The 20,977-nt window shown below is 47.2% G+C and carries 19 protein-coding genes; 6 read left to right on the plus strand and 13 right to left on the minus strand.

Annotated elements, in window-relative coordinates; genetic code table 11:
• Window positions 1–63 precede the first annotated feature (63 nt).
• The 7 genes from purH to ACFQS8_RS12620 all read right to left on the minus strand — a co-directional run bounded on the left by purH (window position 64) and on the right by ACFQS8_RS12620 (window position 9,515).
• Window positions 64–1,683 (minus strand): bifunctional phosphoribosylaminoimidazolecarboxamide formyltransferase/IMP cyclohydrolase, encoded by a 1,620-nt coding sequence (gene purH, locus ACFQS8_RS12590; RefSeq protein ID WP_382167900.1) that lies wholly within the window; start codon window positions 1,681–1,683, stop codon window positions 64–66.
• Window positions 1,684–1,879: 196 nt separating this feature from the next.
• A complete protein-coding gene (locus ACFQS8_RS12595; protein WP_382167902.1) occupies window positions 1,880–3,868 on the minus strand; it encodes a polysaccharide biosynthesis protein in 1,989 nt (662 codons plus the stop codon).
• A 44-nt stretch (window positions 3,869–3,912) separates the two neighbouring features.
• Window positions 3,913–5,742, minus strand: coding sequence for a heparinase II/III family protein (locus ACFQS8_RS12600; protein ID WP_382167904.1), 1,830 nt, complete (start codon window positions 5,740–5,742; stop codon window positions 3,913–3,915).
• 42 nt (window positions 5,743–5,784) lie between these two features.
• Window positions 5,785–6,441, minus strand: a complete 657-nt coding sequence (gene rpe, locus ACFQS8_RS12605) for a ribulose-phosphate 3-epimerase (RefSeq protein WP_382167906.1) — start codon at window positions 6,439–6,441, stop codon at window positions 5,785–5,787.
• Between the two features lie 102 nt (window positions 6,442–6,543).
• Window positions 6,544–7,056, minus strand: coding sequence for an outer membrane lipoprotein (locus ACFQS8_RS12610; protein WP_382167908.1), 513 nt, complete (start codon window positions 7,054–7,056; stop codon window positions 6,544–6,546).
• Window positions 7,057–7,187: 131 nt separating this feature from the next.
• The gene (locus ACFQS8_RS12615; protein WP_382167910.1) at window positions 7,188–8,663 is read right to left on the minus strand and encodes an RsmB/NOP family class I SAM-dependent RNA methyltransferase; all 1,476 of its coding nucleotides are present in this window, start codon (window positions 8,661–8,663) and stop codon (window positions 7,188–7,190) included.
• Window positions 8,664–9,515 carry a M48 family metalloprotease gene (locus ACFQS8_RS12620; RefSeq protein ID WP_382167912.1) on the minus strand — a complete coding sequence of 284 codons (852 nt, stop codon included), beginning with the start codon at window positions 9,513–9,515 and terminating at the stop codon, window positions 8,664–8,666.
• A gap of 147 nt (window positions 9,516–9,662) precedes the next feature.
• On the opposite strand from ACFQS8_RS12620, the gene ACFQS8_RS12625 reads away from it, so the two are divergent.
• Window positions 9,663–9,926: a DUF1674 domain-containing protein gene (locus ACFQS8_RS12625; RefSeq protein WP_382167914.1), complete on the plus strand. Its 264-nt coding sequence runs from the start codon at window positions 9,663–9,665 to the stop codon at window positions 9,924–9,926.
• A 156-nt stretch (window positions 9,927–10,082) separates the two neighbouring features.
• Window positions 10,083–10,727, plus strand: a complete 645-nt coding sequence (locus ACFQS8_RS12630) for a hypothetical protein (protein ID WP_382167916.1) — start codon at window positions 10,083–10,085, stop codon at window positions 10,725–10,727.
• A gap of 63 nt (window positions 10,728–10,790) precedes the next feature.
• Here ACFQS8_RS12630 and ACFQS8_RS12635 read toward each other — a convergent pair whose 3' ends face one another.
• Window positions 10,791–11,594 (minus strand): SDR family NAD(P)-dependent oxidoreductase, encoded by an 804-nt coding sequence (locus ACFQS8_RS12635; RefSeq protein ID WP_382167917.1) that lies wholly within the window; start codon window positions 11,592–11,594, stop codon window positions 10,791–10,793.
• Window positions 11,595–11,672: 78 nt separating this feature from the next.
• On the opposite strand from ACFQS8_RS12635, the gene ACFQS8_RS12640 reads away from it, so the two are divergent.
• Together ACFQS8_RS12640 and ACFQS8_RS12645 are read left to right on the plus strand one after the other, a co-directional pair.
• On the plus strand, window positions 11,673–11,822 hold the full coding sequence (locus tag ACFQS8_RS12640) for a hypothetical protein (protein ID WP_382167919.1): 150 nt from the start codon (window positions 11,673–11,675) through the stop codon (window positions 11,820–11,822).
• Between the two features lie 149 nt (window positions 11,823–11,971).
• Window positions 11,972–12,373 (plus strand): hypothetical protein, encoded by a 402-nt coding sequence (locus ACFQS8_RS12645; protein ID WP_382167921.1) that lies wholly within the window; start codon window positions 11,972–11,974, stop codon window positions 12,371–12,373.
• Between the two features lie 25 nt (window positions 12,374–12,398).
• Here ACFQS8_RS12645 and ACFQS8_RS12650 read toward each other — a convergent pair whose 3' ends face one another.
• From ACFQS8_RS12650 to ACFQS8_RS12665, 4 genes are all read right to left on the minus strand, one after another.
• Entirely contained in the window at window positions 12,399–13,016 is a 618-nt protein-coding gene (locus ACFQS8_RS12650) for a LysE family translocator (RefSeq protein ID WP_382167923.1), read from the minus strand.
• A gap of 75 nt (window positions 13,017–13,091) precedes the next feature.
• Window positions 13,092–15,023, minus strand: coding sequence for a hypothetical protein (locus tag ACFQS8_RS12655; protein ID WP_382167925.1), 1,932 nt, complete (start codon window positions 15,021–15,023; stop codon window positions 13,092–13,094).
• A 200-nt stretch (window positions 15,024–15,223) separates the two neighbouring features.
• Window positions 15,224–15,700, minus strand: coding sequence for a superoxide dismutase [Ni] (locus ACFQS8_RS12660; RefSeq protein ID WP_382167927.1), 477 nt, complete (start codon window positions 15,698–15,700; stop codon window positions 15,224–15,226).
• 111 nt (window positions 15,701–15,811) lie between these two features.
• Window positions 15,812–16,516, minus strand: coding sequence for a DUF1287 domain-containing protein (locus ACFQS8_RS12665; protein WP_382167929.1), 705 nt, complete (start codon window positions 16,514–16,516; stop codon window positions 15,812–15,814).
• 35 nt (window positions 16,517–16,551) lie between these two features.
• On the opposite strand from ACFQS8_RS12665, the gene ACFQS8_RS12670 reads away from it, so the two are divergent.
• Window positions 16,552–17,049, plus strand: a complete 498-nt coding sequence (locus ACFQS8_RS12670; RefSeq protein ID WP_382167931.1) for a GNAT family N-acetyltransferase — start codon at window positions 16,552–16,554, stop codon at window positions 17,047–17,049.
• A 101-nt stretch (window positions 17,050–17,150) separates the two neighbouring features.
• Here the strand turns inward: ACFQS8_RS12670 and typA are convergent, their stop codons facing one another.
• A complete protein-coding gene (typA, locus tag ACFQS8_RS12675; protein WP_382167933.1) occupies window positions 17,151–18,977 on the minus strand; it encodes a translational GTPase TypA in 1,827 nt (608 codons plus the stop codon).
• 302 nt (window positions 18,978–19,279) lie between these two features.
• Here typA and ACFQS8_RS12680 point away from each other — a divergent pair, with 302 nt between their 5' ends.
• On the plus strand, window positions 19,280–20,950 hold the full coding sequence (locus tag ACFQS8_RS12680; RefSeq protein ID WP_382167935.1) for a methyl-accepting chemotaxis protein: 1,671 nt from the start codon (window positions 19,280–19,282) through the stop codon (window positions 20,948–20,950).
• Window positions 20,951–20,977: the final 27 nt, after the last annotated feature.

Consider the following 20,977-nt stretch of genomic DNA (forward strand, 5'->3'; position numbering starts at 1 on the left):
GCAGACCCGACGTTGGGATTGTAGGCTCCACTTTTCATATCAGAAGAGTGGAGCCTTTTCGTTTTAGTGCTTAAAGTGGCGCATGCCTGTGAATACCATTGCAACTCCGGCTTTGTTTGCCGCTGCAATAACTTCTTCATCTCGTACAGAGCCACCTGGTTGGATGAAAGATGTTGCGCCTGCTTCAATTGCTTGAAGTAGGCCATCTGCAAATGGAATAAAGGCTTCAGAGGCTGCAGCACATCCTTTTGTACGTGGTTCACTCCATCCAGCAGCTTTGGCGGCGTCTTGAGCTTTAATGGTAGCGAGGCGCGCTGAATCCACACGACTAACAAGCCCCATTCCTAGGCCTGCTGTGGAATCGTCTTTTGCGTACACAATACAGTTTGATTTAACGTGCTTGGCAACACGCCAAGCAAATAGCATGTCTTTCATTTCTTGCTCAGTTGGTGCGCGCTCTGTCACCACTTTTAAATCTTCTAGTTCAATGCGGCCTGTATCACGTTCTTGAACGAGCATACCGCCAGCTATACTGCGGAAATCCAAAGAGGGAGCTTTCGGGTCAGGTAGGGCATCGGTTAGCAGTAAGCGTAGATTTTTCTTTTTCGAGAATACCGCAATTGCTTCTTCGCTCGCGCCCGGTGCTATGACAACTTCTGTAAACACTTGTGTGATGGCTTCAGCTGTTGGTGCATCTAGTGGGCAGTTTAAAGCAACAATTCCGCCGAAGGCTGAAACAGGGTCACACGCCAGAGCTGCTTTGTATGCTTCAAGGCTTGTTTCGCCTACTGCGACTCCACACGGGTTTGCATGTTTAATAATTGCTACGGCTGGCCGATCGGCGGGATCGAACTCAGCAACTAATTCATAGGCGGAATTGGTATCGTTCAAATTGTTGAAGGAAAGCTCTTTGCCTTGTACTTGCTGCGCAGACAGGACGCCGGGACGGGAGTCTGGACTTGTATAAACTGCTGCTTTCTGGTGAGGGTTTTCACCGTAGCGTAATTCTTGTTTTAATTGACCACCAAAAGCACGTAATGCTGGTGCTTTAATTTTTTCTTTATCTGCAAGCGCTTCTGCTTCAATCTGAGCAACATACCAATTTGAAATGGCTGCGTCATACGCGGCTGTGCGTGCATATGTTTTAGCGGACAGAGCGCGGCGCGTTTTTAGTGTCGTCGCACCATTATTTGCTTCCATATCGGTGATGACTTTATCAACGTCTACGCCGTCCGTACACACGGCAACGAAGTCGGCATTTTTGGCAGCGGCGCGTAGCATGGCAGGGCCACCAATATCAATATTTTCGATACAGTCCTCAAAGCCTTTCCCCGCGGCGACAGTGGCTTCAAACGGGTATAGGTTTACGTACAACAGGTCTATCGCACCGATATTGTGCTCATTTGCAGCTTGAACGTGTGTATCAAAATCACGGCGGTATAGCAGTCCACCGTGAACAACGGGGTGTAGTGTTTTAACCCGTCCATCCATCATTTCAGGAAAGCCAGTTAGCTCTGATACGTCTTTTACAGGAAGTCCTGCATCGGCAATTGCTTTTGACGTACCGCCTGTTGATACAAGTTCAACGCCCATATCAACAAGCTTTCTGGCGCGATCAATAAGTCCGGCTTTATCAGACACCGATATTAACGCGCGACGAATGGGAGAAAGATTGGCAGACATATGGAACTCCAGTTGTGGCGAATCTAACATTTGAACCAATGTGCAAACAGCCTCTAAGTGTCTGGGCACGAGAGTTAAGGTTAGACTAGCTTGAAAATATTTGAGTGGGCGATAGCACGTTGAGTTAAATCGTCCAACTGGTCGTAATCACGTAGCCTATAGAAAATTCTCGGTGGAAGGCTAAAGGACTAAAGACTTAGTCTTGCGCGCGGCCAGCATAGGATTTGATAGAAAGCACATTTGTAGGCGGTGTGGATGTTTTACTATCTTCAAAATTGGTGCCGTCACATTCTGTTGTGAGACCAAGTTCAGGCGCAATTTTGGCCAGTAAGTCCAATGACAAAATACGTTCTCTATTTTTCGCCGCTTCTATCATGGCATCTAGTATTGGGGTCAGGCTGTCTAGATCTGGATAGGGTGCATTCGCTCTTAAAATGCCGTCTACACTTGTCTCGATTACACCTTCTTTGGGATAAAATATTGTCTCGGCTAGTTTTTCACCAGGGCGTAAGCCCGTAAAGGTGATAGGAATATCAATCCCTGGACGGAAACCCTTCAAGCGGATCATGCGTTCTGCGAGTTCGATAATCGAAACTGGTTTTCCCATATCGAGTACATATAAAAAAGCTTCGCTATGCTGAGAGTTGCTCGAGAGGGCAGCTGCTTGAAGTACTAGAGATGAAGCTTCTTCAACACTCATAAAAAAACGTGTCATGCCAACATCAGTCACCGTGACTGGGCCACCTTCTTTAATTTGACGTTCAAAAAGTGGAGCCACAGAACCGGCAGACCCTAGGACGTTTCCAAATCGAACAATAGCAAACTTGGTTTTGGGCTTTTTAGGAGCAAGTGCCTGAATAAAGAGTTCAGCAGATCGTTTAGATGCGCCCATGACGTTGGACGGTTGGACGGCTTTATCTGTTGAAATAAATACGAAATTTTTAACACCGAGTTCCGCTGCGTACATTGCGGTAAGACGTGCACCCTCAACGTTTGTCAAAATAGCTTCGTTCGGGTTGGTTTCCATTAAAGGCACGTGCTTAAGGGCTGCAGCGTGGAGCACGATATCTGGGCGTGCGGCTTTCATGGCACTCTTCAAGCGGTTTGCTTCTCTCACATCACCTAGCAAGGTTCGCCTTTGAACGCGCGGGAAATTTTTCGCCATGAACATATCAATCTCATAGAGATTGAATTCTGAATTATCGTAAAGTGTGATTTCAGAAGGACCAAAACTAGCACATTGGCGCACAAGTTCGGAGCCAATTGTGCCGCCAGCACCAGTCACGAATACGCGCGCGCCAGAAATAAGTTGGCTGACATGGGTGCGGTCCAAGGTTCTTTCGGGGCGTGTTAGTAAGTCCGTCGGTGATATTTCATCATAATTGAATTCACCATCAGGGCGAAGGCGTTGGACGGTTGCGTTGTATTTTGACGCAATATCTAAAACCGTGTCCATCGTATCACGGTCTAAGGTCGCACCTATCATGGCTATCCAAGGTGGCTTACCGTAACGCTCTGTCATAACAGACATTGCCTCTTTAAGGCGAGATAGGTCTCCTAAGACCTGTATACCACATATGGCCCTGCCAGTGTGTGCACCGCCTGTTTCTATAATTGCTAAAGGGCGGACAGGGAGACCTTCTGAGGAGTTTTCAAGTTCACGGAGTGTAATAGAGATGCGGTGAGCTGTTCCAACCAATATCGCGGCGGGCTTGTTTTCATCAGGCGATCTGAATGCTGCCAACAACTGACCAGTAGCACGCGCACGTGAGATCAATCTTCCCGCGATCATGAGGGTAAGTAAGATTGGTATTTCTATTAAAATACTTGTTCTAAAAAAACCTTCGAGTCGGTTTGTTAGAAACATGATCGGGAGAAAGATCAGGTTGGCGAGTAGGGCTGTTTGCACAATACGCCGTAAGTCACTCGCATTTGTGTGTCGCCAAACTTGTTTATAAACTCCAGAAATGATCAGCGCAGCAATCATGGCTACTGATAATTCTGTAGCGTATAAGCTGGATATGAGTGTTTGAGGCGCGTCAGCTTCTATTTTGCTACGAATATAAATTGCCAACATCATAGAGATGAAAGCAGCAATAGCGTCATAGGCTACGCAGATAGTGATGGCGCGCCAAGCTTGGCGCCGACCAATTGTAAAGGCCCGAATAAAATCTTTGCGGGTCAAACTATACTCTCTCAGTTATCTTGTTGGGCAGTATTATAGGCGATTTACTTTTCTACAATTCGGCTTAGAGCCCAACGTAGCTTGTTTGGCAGAGTTGTACCATCGCCAATTGGATTAACTTTACTATATACTATCAATTGGCCCGCTGCGCGTCGTGCACCGCCTGCAGTATAGGCAGTTTGTTCGACTATGATTGGCAATTCACTACGTAATTTCCAAACTATGTCTGTTTGTGCGACTGTCAGGAAGACAGTCTTGTCGGAATTGCCCTGTTCTACACCAATGTTAGGGTGGAGTTGGAAGCGTAATGCACAAGGAATATAATCCTCTGGAGGCGGATTTGTTTCAGCAAGAGGGCGATACACGGAATCTTCTCCAGTGATGCGCAATCCATCTTTTGAAACATATAGGCGTCGTCTGTGGACGAGGCCGTGGCTTTGGCGCCAGCCGGAGTGTTGTCCTTCTATAAGGTATTGGTCTCCCTCTTCCAATCTTTTTGCGGATACGAGGGGAGGTCCGATGAGCTCGTGCAGGCCTGTCTGTTCGCTTTTTTCAAATCGTGCAGAATTAAGACCGTCCAGCTCGAGAGTAGATGATGCAGCGGTTTGTCGGGCTGCAAACGTCCATACGGGATCGAGGTCTGGGTGAGCTCCCATAGATGTAATGATCCGGTGCGGCCCATCCATAACGTGTATGGAGAGACAAGAAGCACTGGAAAGCTCTGTGTGTTTCCCACTTTCCGATGCACCGGTATCCATATAGAGGGCTAAACTGCCAGCTTGGATACGATGAAATCCTGTTTGTTGCGCGAACGCGAATTTGCCACCACCTTCACCAAATGGTGCTAGCGCAGCTTTTGCTAAACCATCCCAACCGTCTGAACTGCTATTTGCAACGATGAAACCACCATCTGCTGTCTGTAGAAATTTTAGCATGTTTTGCATGCGCATTTGGGCTTTGGATAGGAAAGCAGGAGCTTCTTTGCCCATGCGCAAAAGGAGGTCTTCAGCTATATTTAGATCTATCAGCATTTCAGCTAATCGGGAGGGGCTGCGTGTAACATGGCCGCCATCTTTAAGTAGTTGAATGTCAACTTCTTTTTCTAAATTTTGTAAACCTGTTTCTAGGTATTCTTCTGCGTCTGGAAGGCATACGCCAGCTATGGTGAGGGCAAGTGCACACCTGAAGCGGCCACGCAATGAGGAAACGTTTTCATAACTCAAAAAGATGTGGCGCACCTGACGAGCAAGGCATTCGAGAATACTTGCTTTTGTTTCGCCAGATACGGGAGAAATAATGATCGGAGCGGCTGAAAACCAATTGATAACACGGTCAGCTGTGACGTTGACGCGCCAAGCATTATCATCCCATTTTCCAAATGCTTTTACCCAGCTTACAGTGAGGCTTCTTGCGCGTTTTTCGCCTTCTTCACCATTTGCAAGAAGGTCTCTAAGCCATTGAAAACGATGGATTCTATCGCCAAAATGAACGCTTGGGAATGGAGGTCCCCATGGAGCGCGCGACTGTGGGACGTCCAGCTTATCTAGGCCAAATCGCCATTGCCCTTCAAGGATGTTACGGCCACGGCGTTCGCGGGCGGGGTGCCCCGTTTTAGGGCTTCCAAGTAACGCATTGAAACTGGGCGTATTTAAACGCATGCGATACACGGTGTTTGATTTTAACGGTAATCCATCCTTACCAGAAAATTCAGTCCATTCAGCACCATCACGCATGTCTGCATACTGGCTGGGTATCGCCAGAGGTTCGAGTTCAGAAGGGGTGTCGTTGGACTGCTCCCCGTCTGTTTGTGCTATGCTCACCTCATGCGCGCTATCTGGTTGAGGTGTGTCTGAATTTGTATCTTCTGGTGACATATTCACCGGACTCCGTTGAGCTTTGTTTCTACTATGGAGGAATTATTCCCGCAAAGCAGCAATCGATTTTGCGTAATTTTCTGGACCATTTTTAAATACCGCTGATCCTGCAACGAGCGCGTTGGCACCCGCATTGATAACCTTAGTACAATTATCGGGGGTCACGCCGCCATCAACTTCTAAGATTGTTGACGTGCCTAATTTTTCAATACGCTCACGTATTTCTTCGATTTTACGAAGTTGGTTTTCTATAAAAGATTGTCCACCAAACCCTGGGTTCACACTCATTATAAGAACAAGGTCTAATTCTTCCAAAACATAATCTAGCTCTGAAGCGGGCGTGGAAGGGTTTAGCGCGGCACCTGCTTTTTTGCCGAGTTTTTTGATTGCTTGCACAGTTCTGTGAAAGTGGGGGCCAGCTTCTGGGTGTGCTGTTATCAGGTCTGCACCTGCATTTGCGAAATCTTCCAGATACGCATCTACGGGTGAGATCATGAGATGGACATCGAAGGGTTTTTGCGAATGGGGACGCAATGCTTTTACGACACCGGGCCCAATCGTAAGATTGGGTACAAAGTGGCCATCCATCACGTCAATGTGGATCATGTCTGCACCAGCTACATCAATGGCGCGGACTTCTTCACCGAGCTTTGCAAAGTCGGCAGCGAGTATCGAAGGGGATATTAGTATGTCTGACATAATTTTCGCCTATCAGGACCAGACAAGGGGCGCAAGCACCTTGTCTGTATTGAGTCGTATTATTATGTCGCGGGCGTTGCGGTAATTGTCTACCTTTAAATCCTAATAACCTATATTGGCGTTTTGTGGAACGACGCGCGCGCGCTCGCCATACTCAATAAAGACGGGTGTTCCATTAGGAAGGGCCACATCGCCACCTTGAGTGATGGATATAATCTGCCCGTCTTTAGCGAGGCGAATTTTGTATTCAAAACCCTGCTGTTTACCTGCGGATTTATTGATTTGCTGACCTGCAATCGCACCACCGACTGCACCGACGACTCCGGCAATAGCTTTTTCGTCGTCACCGCCACCCACTTGGCTACCTGCAATCCCACCAATGACAGCACCTGTTGCAGCACCTAATAGACCATTGTTGGATGCAGCAATTTGGACCGCGCGGGACGCAATAATTTCACCTTCATCAACGCGCGCAATGCGACCGACTTCATTACGTGAATAGTCATTTGCGCCCTGACTCGACGCACATCCGCCTAAAGTAATGAGCGTTCCAGCTGCAAGCGCAAATGCCAATTTGCCAAAAGGAGTACGAGATTGGGGTGTGAAATGTGTCATTGTGGGGGGGCTCCAAATTGGAAACGGGGAATTGCTCTCTTCATCCTCCTTCTTTGAGGCAGATGTGAGGCAATTCCTCTCTATAACTTTCCAAATTTGTCACGTCTCAAATGAATGCAGGCTGAACCAAATTAGACCTTTTCAAGACGCGCCATATAGAAAATATCAGAAGATATAAGGTCTTCCGGGTTTTCAATGTCAAATTTAGGCATGCTCAAAAGGCCGCCATGTGCATCTATAGCATGCTCATATCCGGGCACTTCTTCAGGTGTGATGGGTTTGCTAATCCATTCCCCAGATTCAATTGCTGTTTTGACAACATCAATACCCTCAGCGGGAAGGGGCGTACACACACAATAGACCATAGTGCCGCCAGATTTAAGCATGCCATGCGCTGCTTTGACGAGTTTGATTTGAAGGTTTGAATAGCGATCTAATCCACTATCATTGCGTCGCCAAGCACCCTCTGGGTGGCGACGAAGCGTGCCAAGAGCGGAGCAGGGGGCATCGAGTAAAACTGCATCAAAGGGTTCTGCGGGGCGCCAATGGCGTGCATCCACAACATGTGTCGTTGCTTTCAAGCCGGTTCGCTCAAGATTTTCACGCACGCGTTCGATACGTTGTTCAGAAAGATCTATGGCAGTAACTTTTGCGCCCTTAGCGGCAAGCTGCATGGTTTTTCCACCGGGTGCCGAACACAAATCACCAATGGTTTTGCCTGAAACATCACCAAATAATTGCGCGGGAAGGGTGGCGGCGACATCTTGTACCCACCATTCACCTTCAACATAGCCTTCAAGCTCTGTCAGGCTGGCACCTGTTGGAAGGCGCACTGACCCAGATGGAAGTGCTATTGCGTCTAATTTTTTTGCCCAACCGGCGGCATCTGATTTCACAGTGAGATCAATGCGCGGTTCTTGTAATTGCATTTGTGCGATATTTTGTGCGGTGTCGTGGCCAAGCGTATCGGTAAAGCGGTTTGCAAGCCAATCTGGCCAAATGCGCGTGAATGAAAGGTCTAAATAAGCTTCAGGTTCACGTCCTGCACGCCGTAAAATAGCATTCACAAGTCCGCCTCCACGAGAAGCGGGTTTCCATTGGCGCGCTGCTTCAACTGTTGCATCAACGGCAGCATAAGAAGGGGCGTTTAGCACCCATAACTGCGCACAGCCAATACGAAGGAGGGAAAGAACGGCAGGGTCTATTTTCTCTAGTGGGCGATCAAGATATGTTTCTAACGCATCATCAATACGCCCGATAGCACGCAGGGCGGCAGATGCAATTGCGCGCGCAAAGCCGCGATCTGGCCCTTCCAATTCATCAAAATAGTTTGAAGCGTTTAGTGCCTCGTCCATATCTGCGCCATCATAAACAATACGCATGATTATATCGGCAGCGGCGCGACGACTTTGCCATCCAGTTTGAGGAAGCTTACCGCCTTTGCGCTTGGTGGTATTATCTTGTGGGCGAGACTTGCCGCCTTTGCCGGAGCGTGTTTTGCCAGCGCGGTTTGGGCGTTCCTGATTTTTTGATCCGGTGTTTGGCCCTGAACGGCGGTTAGGCCCGCGTGCTGAACGCGAGCCTGTATCTGAATTATTCTCGCTCACCTAGTAATGCGATTCTGATTTGGCAATTGACTGAGGTGTCAATGTTTCAGCCTGACGGCGCAAACGTGCGATACGTTTTTCTGTCGCGGGGTGAGATGATCTGTGTGTTCGTTTAGAAGCGTGCAATGGGTCTACCACGTAGATATGAGCTGTCGCAGGATTCTTCTCAGCAATTGGGTTGAGAAGAGATACGGTGTTGCGCTCTATCTTTTCCAGAGCTGACGCAAGATCAAGGGGTTTTCCACAAATTTTAGCACCTTCTTTGTCGGCGGCGTGTTCGCGCGCCTTAGAAGCGAAGATGAGAGCAATCGTTCTCGATACAAATCGAGAGGAGATTTTTTGAAGTCCGATTGGCTTAAATATGATCCAAGTGAGATTGTTGATTAATCCGGAGACGGCAGACGCAATACCCATGGACAAGCTATCGCCGCGACGTACATGAGCCAATTCATGTGCGATGACTGCACGTGTTTCAACGCGGTTGAGTGTCATCAACAAACCATTGGTAACTGCTATAGAAGCGTGAAGCGCATCACGACCCACAGCGAATGCATTTGGCTGGTGCGCATCCATGATAAAGAGGCGAGGGCAGATCATGCCGGCACTAATGGAGAGTTCGCGGCATTCTTTAACAAAGGCACGCACCATTGGCGAAGGATGGTTTTCATCAACTTCGTGCGCTTTGTGGATACGCAAAACGAGCTTGTCTGCTTTCCAAAAAATTACCACATGGAATAAAAGCGCAATGCCTGTGCCGATAATTGCGCCTTGTGTTCCATAAATAGCAAAGCCAATACCCGCGAAGATCGCGTGAATGAAGAACATGAATAATGTAGCGCGCAGATAGCTCACGGATCAGCTCCCGAGTGATCAAGTTGCGGTTTAACGCAGCTTTGGGTTTAATTTGATTGGTCGTGTTAAGTTGTCACTCATGAAGGTTAATGAATTCCAACTTTAAAAAGAACTGGACTAAATAATTTTAAAAATTATCTAGGTTTCATGACAGAAAAAAATGAAAACGTATCATTAGATCCAAATTTAACGGATTTGGGCCCCTCAAATGCTGACATTCCAGGTGCAGCTTCAGGCAAAGTGCTGTCCGATGCTGCTAAGCGCGCATTGATGGAAGCTGCTGAACGCCGAGAAGCAGAAATCGCCGCAGATGCGCAGAAAAAATCGGTTGAGGAATGGAATGGGCCCGAAGGTGAAGAGCCAACACGTTATGGTGATTGGGAACGCAAGGGCATCACTTACGATTTTTGATGCAAGTAAGAATGACTAATATTGCTATGGTTTTAGCGGCGATGTTTAACGGGTGAATTGCAATAAATTTACTCGCCCCGCTGGCGCGAATGATTGCATCAATTTGTATATATGAGTTAACCTCCCATTAAGAGTTGTAAATTTTTGGGTGTTCATATGGTTAAGTCATTGGCGGGTTCAGGTATTGTCGTTGCACTAGCGATGAGTTGTGTAAGTCTATCGGCCTATGCTGATGGTGTGAACGCACCGACCGTGTATACGCCAAAGCCTAGTCCACTGAATGTACAAAATTATTCTGGGCATTCACACACACAAGCTGGGCCAGTTGTGCATTATGCGAACCCCAGCGCGGCGGGCACTAAAATTTATTCATCTGCATGTGGGCATGCGGATACAGAGGTGTGTTCAGGTCAATTTGTGTCCACCGGGCGTGTGGTTTTAGCTGGAGAGATGCCAGCTTATACGCAATCTGTTGAGCCTATATATCACGAAGCGGGTACCTATCAGGGGAGTGTTGCTCCTATGGCGTCGCAGCCTATTGTTGAAAGACGGCAGACGTCTTCACATCACCATGATTGCCATTGTGATGGGCACCACACTCATGGATCGCAACAGATCCAGATGGATGGAAACATGACTGGCGGTGTAGGTGCGGGAGTATCTAGCAATTGGAGCGGTAGCCGTGGTGGGTTTTTAAGTGTGCAATATCCAATGGTGCGTTCTGGTGCGTCTGTGATGTATTCTGGTCACTCAACTTACACACCGCGTCACCGTGGATATGTGGTGCGTAAACGCCGTTAAAATAGCGGTGTGCTAGGTGGCTGTTATGGGCGTGCTGGGTGTCAGCTTGTGCTTTGCTATGCCCTAGAGTTGGCTGTGGCGCACGCTTAGTAGCCGCATGGAGAGCGTCTCCGGTAGGAGTTTGTTCAGTATGTAGAGGGTCTGGTTGAAAAGCCCCGGAACATAAACTGGATTTTGTCTCTGTCCGGCTCTGAATGTTGCTTTTGCAACCTGCTCTGATGTCTGCCACATGTACTTTGGGAAATTGGCGAGCTTTTCGCGCTGACCATTCACATCATGAAATTCTGAGTAGGTCAGACCTGGGCATACCGCCACGATATTCAGGCCATACTTTTTGTTTTCTTGATGCAAAGATTGAGAAAACTTTATCAGGGCTGCTTTGGTCGCAGCGTATAAAGTATGACCGCGACCACCGGGGGCATACCCTGCCATGGACGCCATATTGATAATGCTTCCTTTGCCACGTTTTCGCATAGCCGGAAGCAGCTTATGGGTGAGTTCGCATGGTGCTTCCAGCATTAAACGTAAATAGTTAGCTTGTTCAGCCCATTGCGTGTTGGTGAATTCTGGAGCAAGGCCAAATCCGGCATTGTTGATGAGTACATCTACATGACGGTTTTGAGCGTCGAGGAAGGTAATGATTTCATCTATAGCGTGTGGCTTAGAAAGGTCTGATGCTATGGTGTGGGCCGTGATATTATATTGCGCCTCAAGCTCAGTGGCGAGCGCGGCAAGACGCTCTTCTCTGCGTGCTATGAGGAGGAGATCATACTGGTTTTCTGCATAAATACGGGCAAGCGCTGCACCAATTCCCGCCGAAGCGCCTGTAATTAAGACTAAAGGGCGGTTCATTGCTGCAGAAGACATATGGATTCCTGTAGATTCGTCATATTAGATGCGTATGAAAAGAAAAATCATTTCAGCTGCGAGGGGGCAAGTATCTACATGAAATATCTAAAGATAATAGGTCTAATTGGCGGAACAATTGCGATTGCGTATGTGTTGGCGTGGGTTCTACAAGAGGATAAATCAAGTCCGCCTCGTTTTGAAGCTGTGGGTTCAGACAGAGACGGTAAACCGCCAGGAAAACACTAGCTGGGATACAAACTAAACCTGCTGATAAGTGGTTTGGAGACTCAATGCAGTTTGCCCTGTTAACTAAAGTTATCCCCCTGTATAAGGTGTAGATATAAATTAAGGGCGTCGGTAGCGCTGTGTTTTGTTTTTAAGGGTGGGAGTTCACCATGGAACAGATTTTGGAAATGCTGAATAATGTTTTCGGTGAGGGCGGGGATCTTGCTGGAATTGCATCTGCGGCGGGCCTTGGTGGCGGCGCGACGAGTGCGGCGGCTGTGGTGGCATTTCGCGGCATGGTTATGAAATTCATCGTGCGTATTGTCACGACAGCAGCTTTTACAGGTGTTGGCTTCCTTGTGCTGTTGAATCAACTTGGTTTTGAAATCGTTCCCAAGGAAGATATTCAAGTTTCTTCGTCACGGTTTGCGCCTTCTGGTTTGAGTTCTGAGTGGGTAGGGCCAGAAAGTATGACTGCGCAATTTGAGAACCGCATCAATAAGGCGGAACGTGAAGGAAAACGTGTTGTTGTGTTAGGGCGACGCAACAAGGAAGATAAAGAGAACTCCTAGCCAATGGTGGCCATTAGAGTGAAGTCTAATGGCCAAACCAAGCCGGATAGAGGGACGCAATCAACAAAATCGCTGCTGTGATGTTGAATGCGCGGGTCTTGCTAGGGCTATTGAGAAATTGGCTGATCTTTGTGCCTGCGAAAGTCCAGATTGCGATACAGGGTAGGTTCACAATCAGGAATACGGTGCAGATAATTAGAACGCCCAAGGATGGATTGTCTTTCAACGTGTAAGCAGCAATCGCTGTTGTTCCCATCGTCCAAGCTTTGGGGTTTACCCATTGAAAAGCAGCTGCCTGCAAGAATGTGAAAGGCTTTGCATTACTCCCGTCGTGCTCGTCTTCACGATGGGTTTTTAGAGGGGCAGCATTGGCAATCTTCCACGCAAGGTAAAGCAAATATAGCGAGCTAATAACTTTTAGAGCGGTGAAGGATGCAGGGAAAAGTTCAAAGACTTTTACAAGCCCGATGCCAACTAAAAACAGCATAAATACAAAACCTAGCGCGACGCCAAGCATATGCGGAATAGTGGGTCGGAAACCAAAATTAGCGCCCGATGCCATAAGCATGAGATTATTTGGCCCCGGCGTTATGGATGACACAATTCCAAAGGCGATAAGGGCAAGAGCAAGTTGGTAGGACATAAAGTGCTTTAGCAGGAGGGAGAATTCCAAGGCGCATTTGAAATGATTCAATTACGCCTTGGGCATCAATAGAATTTATTCGGCGGGTGCTGTGTGGGTGACAGCAACGCCGATAAAGTTGATGATATCTTCCGGTTTTTCGACACCATTGGCCTTGGCTTCATCCACTGACTTTTGGTTGAGTGTGGTGTCGGGATCAATAGCAAATTTGAACTCTCCGCCTTTTTGGAGGAAATCAGCTGCAAGATTGGACCATGTAACAGCCTGAGGAAATTGCTCTTTTCCGGCCATACCGCCCATGCGCACCATGCTAGAGGCCATAAGGCGTAAATTAGGTGCATCTGTATTTTGCAACATCGCCATTTGACCTGCTTTATCTTCAGGGACCAGCTTGGCGATATCTATTACCAGACCAAATATTTTATCCAAACCTACACCATGGTCTGTGATGGAATAATGGGCGTGATCTAAACCAACCTTTTCGGAGAGTAATTTTGTAAATGTGTCGCCACGAAGGTTTTCGTCAGTTTTGTAGGCGGTTTCAAATGAGGTAAAATCACCAATAAAGCCATTAAATTCAATGTCAAAACCGAGTAACTCTTTGAAATTATAGTCTAAGTTTAGGTCGAACTTTCCCGTTTCAGGGTTCCAATCATAGGAGAAATTGCCGGCAAAACTTAGATTTTCCAAATCATGCTCACCTAAGACGCCATCAATACCCTCAAAGAAAGTGTTCATGTCGTCAAATTCTTTGGCGTCCATATCTTGGGGTGCCATTGAGGAAATCATGTCACTGAAGATATTTAAAAACGAAGAAATATCATATGTCGTGTCGGGGGCGTTAAAGGACATTTTTGTTGGGATTAGCCAATGAAAATGAGTCAAATCTATATCGAAGCTCTCGCTTACGCTAATCGTGTCACCACTCATGCGGCTGTGCATGTCTTCGCCATGCCATTTTCCTAAACTAAGGAGATTTGTTGCGCTGGTGGGTGGAAGTTCACGGTTTGCAAGATGTGAAAATAGATTTGAAACCTTGAAGTCGCGTACGGTGAGAAGGCCGGTCGTGCCGCCTTGATCCATTGAGATGTCCATGCCGTTTTCATCAGACTTCATGTCTTGAGTCATTTGCATGTCGATATCTTTGTACGTGATGAAAGCCGTATCGCCTTGGTTATATCCCAGTAAACCGACGAAGGGGATGTCGAATTTCATATCGATATCTTGGGTCATGTCGTCCGCGCCTGCCACATTTTGGCGCATTATAAATTCACCCTTAGTGTCTTTGGTGAGCAGGGCATCAATATTGAAAGCGCGAGACCAGCGTGCATAGCCTGATATCGCATCCCATATTTTAGTGGTGCTTTCGTCTTCATCGGCCTTGGCAGAGATGGCGGGTGCGAGACCGCTCCAGTGGAGACCGTCAATTGTTATGCGGCCATAATTGAAATCATATTTTTCAATGTCAATTTGTGTATTTAACTGTGCTTCTAAGTCTTTGATTTCATTGTTCTCATCGAGAATTTCGGAAAATTTTTCGATAGACAGGTCATTGGCTTGGGTCGTGAAATCTTCCATCCACTCTTTGAAGCCAAAGTAAGATACATTTGTTAAATCAATACGCTCTGCAATTTTTGTGGGTTTGTTTTCACGCAAGTTTGTGATTGCGTTTGTGTCCATTCCCCAGATTTTGGCAGTTTCGGCTTGCAGGCCAATATCGGGATAAGCGGCAAAGGCGATTTTTAAATTATGTGCAATTTGGCCTTTGCTTTCAGGACTTAAGCTTTCATAGCTGATAACAAATAAACTGTTGTCTTGCGTGCTGATCGCATTCCAAGTGGCTGTATCTGCTAATGCTGATTTAGGGGTGCGTTTATGCAGTGTTTCAAGGTAAGATATTGATGCATCGTCGCTTTTTAACGCGCTTTCAAGTGAGGCGGGTGCTTTTGAGGAGCATCCGACAAGTGCGATTGCGCCGATAAATGCGATCGAAGAAAAGCGTCTCATAATTGTCCCCTCTGAGCAGAATAGGGGTAAGTTAGCCCAGTCATGCGTAACAATCTACGGTTAAGCGATAGCGGGATAACTTTTTTCTGGCGCAATGAAGTTGCTGGTCTGCAAGCATCATGGTGAGGCGCAGGTATGCGTATGCAAAGAGGATGCAGGCAGCGTGTGTGCCGCCTGCTCGCCTCACTGTGTGTATGAGCCTAGTGCTTGTGGCCGTGGAGAGCGAAATAATGTTCACGATAGGCTGTGATTGCAGCTTGAAGTGCATCCGCTTTTGCTTGGTCGGAAGTCTGTTTGGTTTTCATTGCAGCCACGATAATTTCGTGCGCCAATTTTAGAGAGGTTGCGTAGTTTTCAATATCTTTAGCTTTTGCATCCGCAGCTGGCACTTTGATACGCTGCGCTAGGAAATAGACGGCCATCGCATCTTGGATTTTTTGCGCATGGTTCTCTTTGTTGGTGACCCAACGCGCTGTGTCGTGCATGGATTTAGATTCAGCGATACCTTCGATGGAGCGTTTGATGGTTTTTACGTCCAGGTCTAATTCGTCAAACTTGGCTTCATCATCGTAAATGCCACATGGAATTTCACAGTGCGCGAAGGCCGGGGCAGTGATGCTAAAGCTGGCTGCGCCAAGGGCGAGGGCGGTGAAAAGTGTGCGGGTAGATTGTCTCATAGAAAGCCTCCGAATAAAAATGGGGTGCGAGGAATTATCTGGGTAATGTCACATGAATGAGAGACATTCTCAACTCACTTGCGCGTGATAAAATGCACATGAAATATTGGCTCATTCAAACAGGGATGGTGATAGGCGGTAGTGTCCAGTTTGTGGCCAGCTAAATAGGACGTTTTCCAGTTGTGGACCCGCGCCGATATTGTGCACAATGAGGGGTGTGCCATCCTCTGATTTTTGATCGGTGACTATGCCTATATGGGGCATCCATCCGCGCCCATGTCCGCTGAGATTCCACGCCACAATATCACCAGCGCGGTATTCCTCGGCGGTTTGGCTGATCTCAATGCGAGCCCCAATGCGCGTAAAATAGGTTTCGATATTGGGTACGCGGCGGTGGTCGATATTGCGGTCTGTGCGACTCATGCCCCAGCGTTTCGGATAGGCGTTGAAATTGGCGACCATATCTTCGTGGATGTTTTTTTGTAGATCTATACCGAATGTTCGTAAGCTGCGGATCACAACATCGCTGCAAACGCCTTTATCGGGTGCGACATCTCCATTGGGATAGGCAAGACGCACATAAGCGGGATCGTAACGGACCTCAAATTGTGTGCGCGTTATGGCGGCAGATGAGAGCTGGTTTGCAAAATCTTCATTAGACAACGGGGGGTGATCACTCTGTGCTGCGGCAGAGAAGGATAGGGCGATATACAAAAGAGCGAGGCTGAAGGCTTTCATATCTGCATGTTTATGCCCAATTTGGGCTGATATAGGGCAGCAAATTGGTATTATATTGCCCCTTGATGCGAAAGACATGATCTGATATCCGACACATAATGGAGACGTATAACATGTTATGTATTAGATCGGATTTTCGTGACGGTGATGTCGAACGCATCGCTGATTTGCATACAAAAGGATATGCAAATCTTGGCCCGCGCTTTGGAGCACCATTTGATGCCTATGTGCTTGAAACGCTAAGCGAGGCTAATCTTAAAGCGCGTTCTCAAGATGAAAATGATCGTACTCGCATCTGGTTTGCGGAATTGGATGAGCAAACAGTGGGGTGCGCTGCCCTTGTTGACAGGGGAGAGCGGGCGCAACTGCGCTGGGTTGTTGTTTTAGATGAAGCGCGGGGCAATGGCATTGGTCGGAAGCTTTTGGATGCGGTATTGGCGCACGCCAAAGAGACTGGGTTTGACGAGATTTATCTGGAAACGATTGATCAGCTTACGCCGTCCATGACGCTATATGAGCGATCTGGTTTTAAGCTGTTGAGCCAAAAAATCATGCCACTCTGGTATGGCGAAAACGGCTGCGAAGTCGTGATGAATATGAAACTGAGTTGATGTGAAGAGGGGCTATGATTCCTATTTTTAACATCCGATCTAAAATAAAAAGCCCCGCCAGAGTGATCTGACGGGGCTTTTATTTCTATATACCGCGAAGCCTAGCTTTTGTTGCGGTTACGTTTACGGTCGTTCGGGTCTAGCCAAACTTTACGTAGACGGATGTTTTGTGGTGTCACTTCAACCAATTCATCGTCTTGGATGTATGCAAGAGATTTTTCCAAAGTCATTGCCATTGGAGTGGTGAGGCGAACCGCTTCATCTGAACCAGATGCACGCATGTTTGTAAGCTTCTTACCTTTGAGACAGTTCACTTCAAGGTCGTTATCGCGTGTGTGCTCACCGATAATCATACCCTCATAAACTTTCACACCAGAACCAATCATCATTGGGCCGCGGTCTTCTAGGTTCCACAGCGCGAATGCAACAGATTCACCAGTACCGTTTGAAATCAACACACCTGTGTGACGCCCAACGATAGCACCTTTGTGTGGTGCGTATTCGTGGAAGATACGGTTCATTGTTGCAGTACCGCGAGTATCAGAAAGCAATTCACCTTGATAACCGATTAGACCACGTGAGGGTGCGTAGAATACCAAACGCGTACGACCACCACCGGATGGACGCATGTCTGTCATCTCAGCTTTACGCTCGTTCATTTTTTGAACAACGATACCTGAGTGCTCGTCATCCACATCGATCACAACTTCTTCGATAGGTTCAAGCTTGTTGCCGTTTTCGTCTTCTTTGAAAACCACTTTCGGACGAGATACACCCAATTCGAAGCCTTCGCGGCGCATAGTTTCGATCAACACGGAGAGCAAAAGCTCACCACGTCCAGATACTTCAAATGCATCCCCTTCAGCCGCACGCTCAACTTTAAGGGCAACGTTACCTTCAGCTTCTTTTTCAAGACGATCCCAGATCATACGCGAGGTTACTTTTGTACCCTCTGTCCCTGCGAACGGTGAGTCATTCACCCGGAATGTCATCGTGATTGTTGGTGGATCAATCGGCTGCGCTTGGATAGGCTCAGATACGGCAGGATCACACAATGTATCCGCAACAGTAGCTTTGCTCATACCAGTGATAGAAACGATATCTCCCGCGACACCTTCGTCGATAGGAGAGCGCTCAAGACCACGGAAAGCCAACACTTTAGAGACACGGAATTGTTCAATCAAAGTCCCATCACGTGAAAGGGCTTTAATTGTTTGGTTTGGTTTCACAGTTCCAGAAGCGATGCGTCCTGTTAGCACGCGGCCAAGGAAGTTATCAGCTGAAATGGTTGTGGCAAGAAGACGGAACGGGCCTTCTTCTGTCTTTGGCTCTGGCACATGGTCAATAACCATGTCGAACAATGCGGCCATGTCTTCAGTTGGCTCATTATAGTCTGTCGCCATCCAGCCGTTTTTAGCGGATCCGTACAGAACTTTAAAATCGAGTTGTTCGTCAGTCGCATCAAGGCTTGCGAACAGGTCGAACACTTCATCAATCACGCCATCAGGACGACGCTCTGGCTTATCAATTTTGTTGATCGCAACGATTGGTTTCAAGCCAACTTTAAGCGCTTTTGATACCACGAATTTAGTTTGTGGCATTGGGCCTTCGGCTGCATCCACAAGCACGATACATCCATCCACCATGTGAAGGATACGCTCAACCTCACCACCGAAGTCGGCGTGTCCTGGGGTGTCCACGATGTTAATGCGTGTGTTTTTCCAAACAACAGAGGTGTTTTTCGCGAGGATTGTAATCCCGCGCTCACGCTCTAGATCGTTTGAGTCCATCATCCGCTCGGATGTGGCTTGGTTTTCACGGAATACACCGGACTGTTTTAGAAGACAGTCAACGAGTGTTGTTTTTCCGTGGTCAACGTGAGCGATAATGGCAATGTTGCGCATCGAAGTAGTTTGTTCGGCGGTCATGTAGCGTCTTCCGGGGAGAAATAAATACGTAGATGCGCGAAACGGTACGCAACATCAATTTTGCGCGACATACAGCAAAGAAACGCGTTTGGCGACCCCTGACGTATTATTGAGTCAGTTTGAAGAGGCGCGTGAGATCAAAAGCACAATGGCTTTTGCAAGTTGTGAGCGCTGCAACGGCCTCATTTCAATTCGTTATTTCTCATACTTAAGTATTAATATGGTCATGGTTAATATTAATCCATTATTTAGCTGTGCGCGTTTAGATTGTAGTGAAATGGAATTACAAGGGATGTAAAACGATGTATTCAATTAAAGGTCGTGTGTTCTCGATCGTGCTTATGTCTTTGATTGGGCTTACACTAACTGTCTTCATCCTATCATGGCAAAGTTATCGCATGGCAGAGAAGCAGGTGCACACGCAGCTTCAGAGTGTTGTGGATGCTTCGATTAGCATTTTAGACATGCAGTATGCGCGTTTTGAAAACGGCGATGCACGTGAAGAAGACGCGAAAGCGGCCGCGCTGAGAGCGATTGAGTCAATACGTTTTAGAGAGCGTGAGTATGTATTTATCGCGAACTCAAAACATGAAATCGTTATGCATCCAACTCACCCAGAATATAACGGGCAATATGTAGGCGATTTTAGAAACTCTAAGGGTGAACTCGTTGCTGAAAAATGGGTAAATAAAGCACTAGAGGGTGGCGGTATTGTTTATTACGAAGCGAAAGACGAACATCGCGACGAAATACACATGAAAACTGGTTATGTTGAGTATTTTCCCAAGTGGGACATGGTGGTCACGACGAGTATTCATGCCGTGGATTTAAGAGATGCGCTTGTTATGCTCTATTCTCAAGCGGGTTTATTGTTAGTTCTGGCTTGTGCCATCATTGGGTTTCAGGGATGGAGAACAGTTAAACAAGTCGTTGGCCCCATCAATGCACTCAGTGAGAGTATGCAATCCCTTCTCGCTGGAAATACAGATATTAAAGTTGTCGGAACAGAGCGACGCGATGAAATTGGACCAATGGCCAAAGCTGTTGTGGCATTTAGAGATGGATTGGCTGAACGCGCAGTCTTGGAGGTGAAAAACCAAAAAGCAGAAGCTGAGACAGTTAAACGCCGTGATATAATTGATGAACTTGTGCGAAGCTTCCAAACACAGTCAGTTGTTGATTTTGCTGAAATGTCTAAGCATGCAGAAGAGTTGAAGTTATCATCACAATCTTTGAGATCTTTGGCGACTGAAACGGATAATCGCTCTTCGCGTGCCAATAGCGTTTCAAATGAAACATCTTCAAATGTGCAGACTGTAGCCTCTGCAGCAGAACAATTGTCTTCGTCTGTGGCTGAGATTTTGGTGAATGTACAATCTAACAATGAAACGATTTTCCAAACCGCTGAGCAAACAGCTGAGGCGAATGGGAAGATGCGGCAATTAGCTGAAGCTGTGGCTAAGATTGGTGATGTGGTTAGTCTGATTGCTGATATTGCCGAGCAAACGAATTTACTGGCTCTGAATGCAACGATTGAAGCAGCGCGCGCAGGGGAGGCCGGTAAAGGTTTTGCTGTTGTTGCATCTGAGGTGAAGCAATTAGCGGATCAAACTGCCCGTGCAACACAAGAAATTTCATCGCAGATTGGAATGATCCAAGGTTCAACAGACGAAACTGTGATTTCAATAGAGCAAATTACAAAATCAATGGACACGGTGTCTTCTACGATGTCGGCAATCTCAGCTGCGGTCGAAGAGCAGGGCGCTGCAACGAATGAAATTAGCCGTAACGCACAGTTTGCAGCTGAAGGTACTGAAGAGGTGGCTGAGAACACCAAATCAGTAACTGAAGTGGCGCAGAACACAAACCAGTCTGCCATACAAGTTGAGAATGTCGCTGAAGACCTGACAAAACGTGCGCGTGACATGGAAGATCGCGTAAATGCGTTCCTAAAGGGTGTTACAGCCGCTTAGATTGAGGCCTTCTACCATTTTGCAATT

Origin of the sequence: Hirschia litorea, assembly GCF_042665075.1 — a bacterium.
In the GTDB taxonomy this organism is placed as follows: Bacteria; Pseudomonadota; Alphaproteobacteria; order Caulobacterales; family Hyphomonadaceae; genus Hirschia; species Hirschia litorea.